This window comes from Cryobacterium sp. 10I5, assembly GCF_035019865.1.
Classification (GTDB): domain Bacteria; phylum Actinomycetota; class Actinomycetes; order Actinomycetales; family Microbacteriaceae; genus Cryobacterium; species Cryobacterium breve_A.
This window is the reverse complement of the sequence record NZ_JASJVI010000129.1, coordinates 1-7644: the sequence shown is the minus strand read 5'-3', so window position 1 is coordinate 7644 and position 7644 is coordinate 1. Positions and strand designations below refer to the sequence as shown.

9 protein-coding genes are annotated in these 7644 nt (G+C 69.2%); 6 read left to right on the top strand and 3 right to left on the bottom strand.

The genetic code is table 11. From position 1 onward, the window contains the following. Nucleotides 1-17: 17 nt before the first annotated feature. Nucleotides 18-290 (bottom strand): hypothetical protein, encoded by a 273-nt coding sequence (locus QN350_RS18500; protein WP_281534653.1) that lies wholly within the window; start codon nucleotides 288-290, stop codon nucleotides 18-20. Between the two features lie 194 nt (nucleotides 291-484). Between QN350_RS18500 and QN350_RS18495 the strand changes: the two genes are divergently transcribed. The 3 genes from QN350_RS18495 to QN350_RS18485 all read left to right on the top strand — a co-directional run bounded on the left by QN350_RS18495 (nucleotide 485) and on the right by QN350_RS18485 (nucleotide 3534). Further along, the gene (locus QN350_RS18495) at nucleotides 485-1294 is read left to right on the top strand and encodes an IclR family transcriptional regulator (RefSeq protein ID WP_322139561.1); all 810 of its coding nucleotides are present in this window, start codon (nucleotides 485-487) and stop codon (nucleotides 1292-1294) included. Nucleotides 1295-1408: 114 nt separating this feature from the next. Beyond that, a complete protein-coding gene (locus QN350_RS18490; protein ID WP_322139562.1) occupies nucleotides 1409-2881 on the top strand; it encodes a HAMP domain-containing sensor histidine kinase in 1473 nt (490 codons plus the stop codon). Then, a complete protein-coding gene (locus tag QN350_RS18485; protein ID WP_281534657.1) occupies nucleotides 2878-3534 on the top strand; it encodes a response regulator transcription factor in 657 nt (218 codons plus the stop codon). The genes QN350_RS18490 and QN350_RS18485 overlap by 4 nt, the downstream gene beginning before the upstream one ends. Nucleotides 3535-3606: 72 nt before the next feature. Here the strand turns inward: QN350_RS18485 and QN350_RS18480 are convergent, their stop codons facing one another. Both QN350_RS18480 and QN350_RS18475 read right to left on the bottom strand, forming a co-directional pair. Then, on the bottom strand, nucleotides 3607-4140 hold the full coding sequence (locus QN350_RS18480; RefSeq protein WP_322139563.1) for a hypothetical protein: 534 nt from the start codon (nucleotides 4138-4140) through the stop codon (nucleotides 3607-3609). A 125-nt stretch (nucleotides 4141-4265) separates the two neighbouring features. Beyond that, a complete protein-coding gene (locus tag QN350_RS18475) occupies nucleotides 4266-4709 on the bottom strand; it encodes a hypothetical protein (protein WP_322139564.1) in 444 nt (147 codons plus the stop codon). Between the two features lie 277 nt (nucleotides 4710-4986). Here QN350_RS18475 and QN350_RS18470 point away from each other — a divergent pair, with 277 nt between their 5' ends. From QN350_RS18470 to pcaG, 3 genes are read left to right on the top strand one after another with little or no spacing between them, the layout of a single operon-like run. Continuing rightward, nucleotides 4987-6168 (top strand): 4-hydroxybenzoate 3-monooxygenase, encoded by a 1182-nt coding sequence (locus QN350_RS18470; RefSeq protein WP_322139565.1) that lies wholly within the window; start codon nucleotides 4987-4989, stop codon nucleotides 6166-6168. A gap of 27 nt (nucleotides 6169-6195) precedes the next feature. After that, complete coding sequence (pcaH, locus tag QN350_RS18465; protein WP_322139566.1) at nucleotides 6196-6975, top strand: protocatechuate 3,4-dioxygenase subunit beta; 780 nt, start codon at nucleotides 6196-6198, stop codon at nucleotides 6973-6975. Further along, nucleotides 6968-7552, top strand: coding sequence for a protocatechuate 3,4-dioxygenase subunit alpha (pcaG, locus tag QN350_RS18460; RefSeq protein ID WP_322139567.1), 585 nt, complete (start codon nucleotides 6968-6970; stop codon nucleotides 7550-7552). The genes pcaH and pcaG overlap by 8 nt, the downstream gene beginning before the upstream one ends. The last annotated feature ends 92 nt before the right edge of the window (nucleotides 7553-7644 follow it).

The window sequence follows — 7644 nt, the reverse complement described above, 5'->3', positions numbered from 1 at the left end:
GCCCCTGCCCGGCCCGTTCATCCCCAGTCGAGGGCGAGCACCCACGACCCGTCGACATCGCGTCGCAGGTCGTACCGGTGTTGCTCCTCGCCCCCTCGGGCCGCGTCGACCCGCCACAGCTCGGTGTCGATCCGGGTGGGTACCCCGTCGTCCTCCCACCAGCGGGTGCGGGTGAACACCGCCTGCGGCTGCCCGATGATGGTGTGTTCGAAGCGGTCCCAGGTGAATGCCCGGGGGTCGCCATCGGCCGATAGCTCGACGTCGACGCGGGTGTCGATGATCTGGGGCATTCGGTGGCTCCTCGCTAATGATCGAACAAATGTTCGATATTGGGAGTGTACGTCACCCCGCCGACACTAGCCAGCGTCGACCGTCGTCGGCCAGGCTCGTCACGAGCCGGGACAGCAGGGAGTCGCCGGAGCGGGAATTCGCCATGGGCCCCAATATGATCCCCGCCGGTCCGCGGGCGAGTAGCGTGGTGCTGATGTCAGGGAAGCCCGCACAGTCGAGGGGAACCGAGGACGCTGCGGCGTTCCCGGTCGATGACCGCGGCGTTGCCGCGCGGCTCTTCGCGATCCTCGACGCTTTCACCGCGCCGCCGGCGAGTTCGCTCACCCTCACCGCGATCTCGCAGCGCACCGGGATTCCGCTGACGACGGTGCACCGTCTCGTCGGCGAGTGGACGAGCTGGGGAGGCCTCGCCCGACAGGAGGACGGCCGCTATGCGCTGGGGATGCGACTCTGGGAGGTCGGCGTGCAGACGCCCACGGCGCGGAACCTCCGTACGATCGCCCTGCCGTACCTGGAAGACCTGTACGAGTCGACCCATGAGCACGTGCACCTCGCGATCCTCGACGGAACCGACGCCCTCTACCTCGAGAAGCTGTCCGGGCACCAGGCCGTACGGGTGATTTCGCGCGTGGGGGGCCGACTGCCGCTGCACGCCACCGGCGTCGGGCTCGTCCTGCTGGCGTTCGCGCAGAACGAGGTGATCCAGGAGTACCTGGCCGGGCCGTTGCCGCGGTTCCTGCCGCAGACAGTGACCGACCCTGAGGAATTGCGGCGGCGCCTGGCCGGCATCCGCAGCCAGGGCATCGCCCGCATGTCTGAGGAGATGACGGCCGGGTCGAGTTCGATCGCGGCGCCGATCAGGGACCGCACGGGCCAGGTGGTGGCGGCCGTGTCGATCGTCACCCGCACCACACCGCGCCCGAGCCCGGAGCAGGAACAGGCCGTGCGGGTCGCGGCCCACGGGGTGGGCAGGGCGCTCGGGTACCGCCGCGCCACGGGCTGAACGCGGATCGGCCACGGACTGATCGCGTACTGATGGCGGGCTGATTGCGGCCTCATCGCGGACCGATCGGACGGGGATCCTCACTCGATGGTCGCAGCCGTCGATAATGGGGGAATGCCCGTTGAGGAGGTCGTTCCCCGTGGTCGCCGGCGACCCCTGCTGTCGGTTCGGGTGCGCATCCTGGCCGCCATCCTTTCCGTTGCAGCGATCGGCATGGTCACGGCAGGGACGACCGCGTATCTGGTGCAGCGCGAACGCACCCTGGATGCTCTCGACGCTTCGCTGAACGTGACGGTCGAGGACGCCCGCTTCATCGCAGGCGACTCCGGGCAGACCACACTGGCCGGCGTGCTCGGCGCCGTCGTGCAGCGGGTGCGGCCGGGAACGAATGAGTCGACTCTCGCCGTCATCAACGGTGCCGCCGCCTTCGCCCCCGCCGGGGACGTCGCCTTCCGCCTCGAAGACGATGCCGGGTTCGTCACGCGGATCACGGCCGAGACGTCACACGGAGCCGTTGTGCTCGGCACCGCCGTCGGGAACGGACGGGCCCTGAGATATGTCGCGACACCGGTGACCGTCGGCACAGACTCCGCCGTCGGGGTGTTCAGCGCCGCCTTTGATCTCGACGCCGAGCTGCGTCCCGTCACGGATGCCTTCCGCACCTATCTGGGAGTGGCAGCGCTGACCCTGGTCCTGCTCGGACTCGTCGGCTGGCTGGTCTCCGGACGCCTGCTGCGTCCCATCCGCGCCCTCCGTGAGGCGGCAGCGCGGATCACCGCCTCCGACATGAGCGAGCGCATCCCGGCGTATGGCCGGGACGACGTCTCCCTCCTGACCGAAACCGTCAACGACATGCTCGACAGGCTCGACCACTCGATCTCCAGCCAGCGTCGCCTGCTCGACGACATCGGCCACGAGCTCAAGACGCCGATCACGATCGTGCGCGGACACCTGGAGCTCATGGACGAATCCGACCCGGCCGACGTCGCGGCGACGAGGGCGCTCGCGATCGACGAACTCGACCGGATGAACGGCCTGGTCAGGGACATCTCCGCACTCGCAGAGGTGAACCGGCCGGTGAGCCTGAACCGGGCGCCTGCCGATATCGCGGCTCTCACCGAACTCGTACGCGCCAAGGCGGCCGCGCTCTCCGACCACCACTGGGTGTCGAGCCGGAGCGCCTCCGTCACGGCCGACGTCGACGCCGAAAAACTCACCCAGGCCCTGCTCCAGCTCGCCGCGAACGCCGTCAGCCACGGTTCGCCACGAGGCACGGTTGACATCGGCAGCGCCATCGACCGCGCGGCAGACGGCTCATCCCGGCTGCGGCTCTGGGTCAGGGACGACGGGCCGGGCATCAGCACCGAGGCGCAGGAGCATATCTTCGAACGCTTCACGCGGGGGGCGGTCGGACGAGGCGAGACTGGTTCCGGACTCGGCCTCGCGATCGTCGCGGCCATCGCCGATGCCCACGGCGGTTCGGTCCTCGTGACCTCGCAGCCGGGCCAGGGCGCCACATTCACCCTCGACATCCCGATCCCACCCCGAAGCGTCGAAGCGCGAGAGACCACGGAGGTCACCCCATGAGCCGCATCCTGATCGCAGAGGACGAAGCGCGGATCGCGACATTCGTCGACAAGGGGCTGTCGGCGGCCGGGTACGCGACAACGGTCGTGCGGACCGGACCTGATGCACTCGACTTCGCCCTCACGGGCGGATTCGACCTGATGGTGCTCGACATCGGCCTGCCGGGCATCGACGGCTACGAAGTGCTCCGCAGGCTGCGCGCGGAGGATTCTGCCCTCCCGGTGATCGTCCTCACGGCGCGGGACTCCGCCGAGGACACGCTGGCGAGCCTTCAGGGCGGTGCCAACGACTACATGGCCAAGCCGTTCCGGTTCGACGAGCTGCTCGCCCGCGTGCGCCTGCGTCTGGCGGACGCGTCCCGCGTCCTCGAACCCGTCCTGGGCGTTCCCGGGCTGCAGCTCGACCTGCGCAGCCGCCGGGCGATCGTCGGTGATCGCCAGGTCGACCTGTCGGCCAGGGAATTTGCTCTCGCCGAGGAATTCCTGCGCAACCCCGACCAGGTGCTCAGCCGGGAACAGCTGCTCAGCCGGGTCTGGGGCTACGACTTCGATCCCGGTTCGAACGTGGTCGACGTCTACGTCGGTTATCTCCGGGCCAAGTTCGGAGCCCTGCGCATCGAAACGGTCAGGGGAATGGGCTACCGGCTGCGCTGATCGCGTCGAGCCGGCAGCCCATCGTTCCCGTCCCGGTGACGTGTCCGGCCGGAGATCGGTGTCTGTCGAGCTCTAGCCGTTGTTGCCGTGCTCGGTGCTGTCGTGGCCGGAGTTGCCGTGCCCGGAGTTGCCCGAGCCGGACGTGACCGTTCCGTGGTCGTCCGTTCCGTGGTCGTCGCCGACGTCGTGAATGGCCGGGTTGTCGATGCCGTGGTCGTCGCCGACGTCGTGGGCGGGTCTTGCCGGCGTGGCGGGCACCGCCGGGGCGGCGGCGTGGTCGTCACCGACGTCGTGGGTGGCCGGGTCGTCGACTCCGTTGTCGTCGGCGAGGGAATCTGCATCGTGGTCGTCGGTCGTTTCGGCGGGAGCAGTCGGCGTTGGCGTGGCGGGGTCGGTCGCGTGATCGTCGCCGAGTTCGTGGGTGGCCGGGTCGTCTGTGCCGACGACGGTTCCCGGTGCGGTCGTGCTGGAACTGCTGACCGGCGCCGGGATGTCGTCGCCGTGCCTGCCCGTGTCTGCCTGTGCGGTGGCGATACCCGCAGACAGAAGCCCGGCGAGGCCGATGGTGGCGAAAACGAGGGAACTCTTCTTTGTCAGGTGGGCCATGAGGTGTCCTTTCGAAGGCGCCGGGACCGGCGCTACAGCGGATGTCACTGTGTGGTCCCACTCTGCGGTGTTGTTCTAAGCCCGGAAGGAGAGGTCGGTGAGAGCCCTCTTAGTGTTCGAGCGGTTCAGTCCTTGCCGCTGCCACCGCTGCTGCCGCTCGTGCTGCCACCGCTGCTGCCGCTCGTGCTGCCACCGCTGCTGCCGCTTCCTCCCGATCGGTTGCCGCCGTGGTCATCCACGACCACGGGGGTCGGGGCCGGCACCAGCTCGGGTGCGGGCGCGGTGGTCGATGGGGTGGCCGGTGTCGTGGACGGCACCGTGCCGACGGACGGCGCTCCGGTGGGGTCCGCGCTCGGCACTGCGACCGGAGAGTCGTTCAGGGCGGGTGAGGGGGTTGCGACGGTGACCCCGGGGACGGTGAGGGGCGTCCCCGGCTGGTCCGCGAGCGCGAGCGAGCTCATCATGGCTGCGACAAGGCCGGCCGTGGCGACGACGGCGATCGCGGCCCCGGCGAAGACGGCACGGGTCCGCGGCCGCCGGCTGTCGGGTGCTGGAATGGGCTCACGCATTGGTCTGCTCCTGTTCAGCCGGGGGAGGCTCACGGCCAGTGTGCCGTCATCGGGCCCCGGGGCCGTCATCCGACACTGTCCTGTCCGACACTGTCCTGTCCGACACTGTCCTCGTCGTCGATGAGGCGGACGCGAGACCCCGATGAGAGCTTTCTTAGAAAACCCTGCTCGCCATGAGTCCGGGCCGCGGTCTTTCACTCAGTGGAAACCACCACCTCGGGCTGTCGTGGACTCCGCAAGATAGTGCGATCACCTGTCATCGTCGCTAGGAGAACCCGTGTCCCCAGAAAACACCCGTGTCGCCATCATCGGCGCAGGCCCCGCCGGTCTTCTCCTCAGCTGGGCGCTGCGGGACGCCGGCATCGACTCGATCGTGGTCGAGAACCGCTCGCAGGACTACGTGCTCGCCCGGATCCGGGCCGGCGTCCTCGAGCAGAGCGCCGTCGAAACCCTCACCCGACTGGGGCTCGGCGAGCGCATCAGGACCGAGGGCCTCGAACACGACGGCATCTACCTGCAATTCCGGGGCGAGCGCCACCACGTCGACTTCCAGGAGCTGATCGGCCGCAGCGTCACGGTCTACGGCCAGCAGGAAGTCGTCAAGGACCTCATCGCGGCGCACAACGCCGCCGGGTCCACGATCTACTACGAGGCGGCGGATGTCGCGGTGCACGACCTCGAGTCGAGCGCACCCCGGGTGACGTTCGCCCACGCGGGGGAGCAGCACACGATCACGGCGGACTTCGTCGTCGGAGCCGACGGCTTCCACGGCGTCTGTCGCGCCAGCATCCCCCGCGAAGCCATCACGCTCTACGACCGGAGCTACCCGTACGCCTGGCTCGGGATCCTCGCGAACGTGGCTCCGTCGACCGACGAACTCATCTATGCGCTGCACGAAGACGGGTTCGCGATGCACTCGATGCGTTCGCCGCACGTCTCCCGGCTCTACCTGCAGGTCGACACCGCAGACTCGCTCGAGCAGTGGCCCGACGAACGGATCTGGGAGAACCTGCACGCTCGCCTCGGCGTGCCGGGCTGGACCCTCCAGGAGGGCGAGATCACCGACAAGTCGATCACGCCGATGCGCAGCTTCGTGGCCTCCCGCCTCGCGTACGGGAGCCTCTTCCTCGCGGGGGACGCCGGACACATCGTGCCGCCGACCGGGGCGAAGGGCCTCAACTCCGCCATCGCCGACGTCACCATGCTCGCCGCGGGCCTCGCCGCTCACTATGCGGACGACGACGCCCTCCTCTCCGGTTACGGGGAGGCGGCGCTCCGCCGCCAGTGGCGCGTACAGCAGTTCTCGCAGTGGATGACCGACCTGCTGCACCGCAACCGGACCGACCTGCAGACGATGGAGTTCGACTACCAGAGCCAGCTCGGCCGTCTCGACTACGTCACGGGCTCGGCGCACGCCCAGCGCGAGCTCGCCGAACAGTACTCCGGCCTCCCGTTCTAGCCCCCACTCCCGAGAGGAATCATCGCCATGACCACCACTGCAACGTCACAACACGAGATCTCCGCGGAGATGCAGGCCATCGAGGCGGATGCCCGTGCCCGCGTCGCGGAGGGCAACGCCCCGGAGCTGCACCCGCGCCGCGACTACCCGCCATATCGCAGCTCGATCCTGCGGCACCCCACCCACGAGCTCGTGCGGGCGGACCCCGAGGAGATCGAACGGCACTCACCCGCCTTCGGGCACAGCGACGTGAGCCCGCTCGAGAGCGACCTGACGATCCAGCACAACGGCGAACCGCTCGGCGAGCGGATGACGGTGTCCGGGCGGGTGCTCGACGGCGAGGGGCGTCCGGTGCGGCACCAGCTCGTCGAGGTCTGGCAGGCCAACGCCGGCGGACGCTACGTGCACAAGCGCGACCAGCATCCCGCCCCGCTCGACCCCAACTTCACCGGCGTCGGCCGGGTCATCACCGGTGACAACGGCGAGTACTCGTTCACCACGATCAAGCCAGGCCCGTACCCGTGGCGCAACCACCTGAACGCGTGGCGCCCCGCGCACATCCACTTCTCCCTCTTCGGCACCGCGTTCACCCAGCGCCTGATCACCCAGATGTATTTCCCGGGCGACCCGCTGTTCGCGCTCGACCCGATCTACCAGTCGATCACCGACCCCGCGGCGCGCGCCCGGCTGATCGGCGTGTACGACCACGACCTGAGCGTGCCCGAGTTCTCGCTCGGCTACCGGTGGGACATCGTGCTCACCGGTCCGAAGTCCACCTGGATGGAAAGTGAGGAAGCCCATGACTGAATCGCCTGCCGCCCGGTACGTGCAGACCCCCGCGCAGACGGTGGGACCGTTCTACGGGTTCGCGTTGCCGTACGACGGGGGAGCCGAGCTCGTGCCCGGCCACCACCCGCACGCGATCCGGCTGCACGGCACCGTCTTCGACGGCGCTGGCGACCCGGTGCCCGACGCCATCCTGGAAATCTGGCAGGCCGACGAGACCGGCGCCCTCAGCTCGGAACGGGGATCCCTTGCACGCGACGGTTTCGGCTTCACGGGTTTCGGCAGGGCCGCCGTGGACTTCGGCGGTCACTACACCTTCACGACGGTCGAGCCCGGACCGGTCGCGGGCGGTGCGCCATACGTGCTCGTCACCGTGTTCGCCAGGGGGCTCATCCACCACCTCTTCACCCGGGCCTACTTCCCCGGGCATGCGGAGCAGAATGCCGCGGATGCCGTGCTCGCCGCGGTCCCGGCGGACCGGCGGCACACCCTCGTCTGCGTGCCGGAAGGGACCGGGCCGACGGGCGCGGCCTCGTACCGGTTCGACATCCACCTGCAGGGCGACGACGAGACCGTGTTCCTGGATTTCGATGCCTGAGTCGTCAATGCCTGAGTCGTCAATGCCTGAGTCCGCGATGCCCGAGCTCACCGTCGACGCGGGGCTGCTGGCCCCGCTCGACCACGGCCGCC